Below are 1485 nucleotides of genomic sequence, written 5' to 3' on the forward strand. Positions count from 1 at the left end.
GGGGCGGGACGCAGCGCCCGCAGCGTCAGCGAGGACGAACGGTCTCGGTCGGGAGCGGATCCGGGTCGAGGCAGACTGGCTGCGGGGGTCCGAAATCCGGCGGGGGGTGTATGAGGTTATGGGGGGGGTTGCACGTCTCCACTGTGATGCGAGTGGTGGGGGGGTAGGCCGAGCCACCTCGGCTACCGGTCATCCCTTCGCCCAGCCAGAAGGCTCCTCGGAAAGGGGGGTCGGTGATGGGCATGGAGTGGTGCGGTGGCAACACACGGGGTCAATCAAACCGGCGACCACGCCGAGAGTCCTCGGGGGTCAGACAAGTACGCGGCCACGCGTGTGTTGCGTCCGGGGTGCTCACGCCGCCACCTGCCGGGTCAGGGCGCGGATGTGTCCGTCGCGGAGCCCGTAGTAGACGAGGGTGAGCAGCTTTCTCGCCGCGGCGACCTTGGCGATGTTCTTCCCGCGGCGGGACTGGATCCGGGTGCGGTCGGCGACGATCTTCGCGGTGCTCGGGTGCAGCTGAATCGCCTCGACCGCCGCCCACCGCACCAGCTTCGAGCCCTGCTTGGTGATGTGCCCGCGATGGACGGTGGTATCGGACTCGTGGTGCCGTGGGGTCAGGCCGGCCCACGAACACAGCCGGTCCGGGCCCGAGAACCGGTGCACGTCCCCGATCTCGGCGACGAAGATCGCCGCCAGGACGGGACCGACACCCGGTATTTCCTGAATCGCCCGATACCCGGGATCACCGTCGAGCCGGCGGGCGATCAGGGCGGTGAACCGCGCCTCCTGGGTGTCGAGGGTGTCGATGAGTTGCAGCAGCGACAGCACCCGGTGGGCGTAGGCCTCGCCGAGCGGCACCCGGGCAAGTCTGGCTCGGCCGGTGACACCGAACAGGTCCGAGACCGCGATCTGGACTCCGGCCTTGCCGAGCACCGAGTGCACCTGCGCCTTGAGGCTCGACCGGATCGCCACCAGCTTCGCCCGGTAGCGCACCAGCTCCCGCAACTCACGGACCTCGGGTGGGGCGATCCAAGCCTCGGGGAGTCGGTTCATGCGCAGCAGATCCGCCAGATCGGAGGCGTCGCGGACGTCATTCTTGACTCGACGGTATCGAAACCCTTTGACACCCAGAGGGTGTGCGAGGTGGACACTGGCGCCGGCGGCCTGCAACGCGTCGACTGCCCAGTACCACCCGTACGTGGCTTCGACCACCACCTCGGGGTGCGGTCCGGCGTCGTCGAGTTGCTGCCCGAGGGTGTCCGGGTCGTTGGCGATCCGGGCCACCGACAGCTGCTGACCCTCGCCGTTGTGGCGGACGATCACCGACCGCCGCCGGTGCAGATCGACACCTACGAACTGCGTGACTGGTTCATACTCGTACATGAGGGGGCCACCCTTCCTCTTGATTCGGGTCTGACACCCCCAGCGTCCGCTGGGAACCATGAGGAGCGGGAGCCCCCCGCCCCTTTTCCATCACATCAACCG

General features: G+C 68.2%; 1 protein-coding gene. It reads right to left on the reverse strand.

Annotated features, from left to right (window positions below; translation table 11 throughout):
• Positions 1 to 351: 351 nt before the first annotated feature.
• Complete coding sequence (locus MLGJGCBP_RS19935) at positions 352 to 1383, reverse strand: IS110 family transposase (RefSeq protein ID WP_160097682.1); 1032 nt, start codon at positions 1381 to 1383, stop codon at positions 352 to 354.
• Positions 1384 to 1485: the final 102 nt, after the last annotated feature.

Source organism: Rhodococcus sp. T7, from assembly GCF_009872365.1.
In the GTDB taxonomy this organism is placed as follows: Bacteria; Actinomycetota; Actinomycetes; order Mycobacteriales; family Mycobacteriaceae; genus Rhodococcus_F.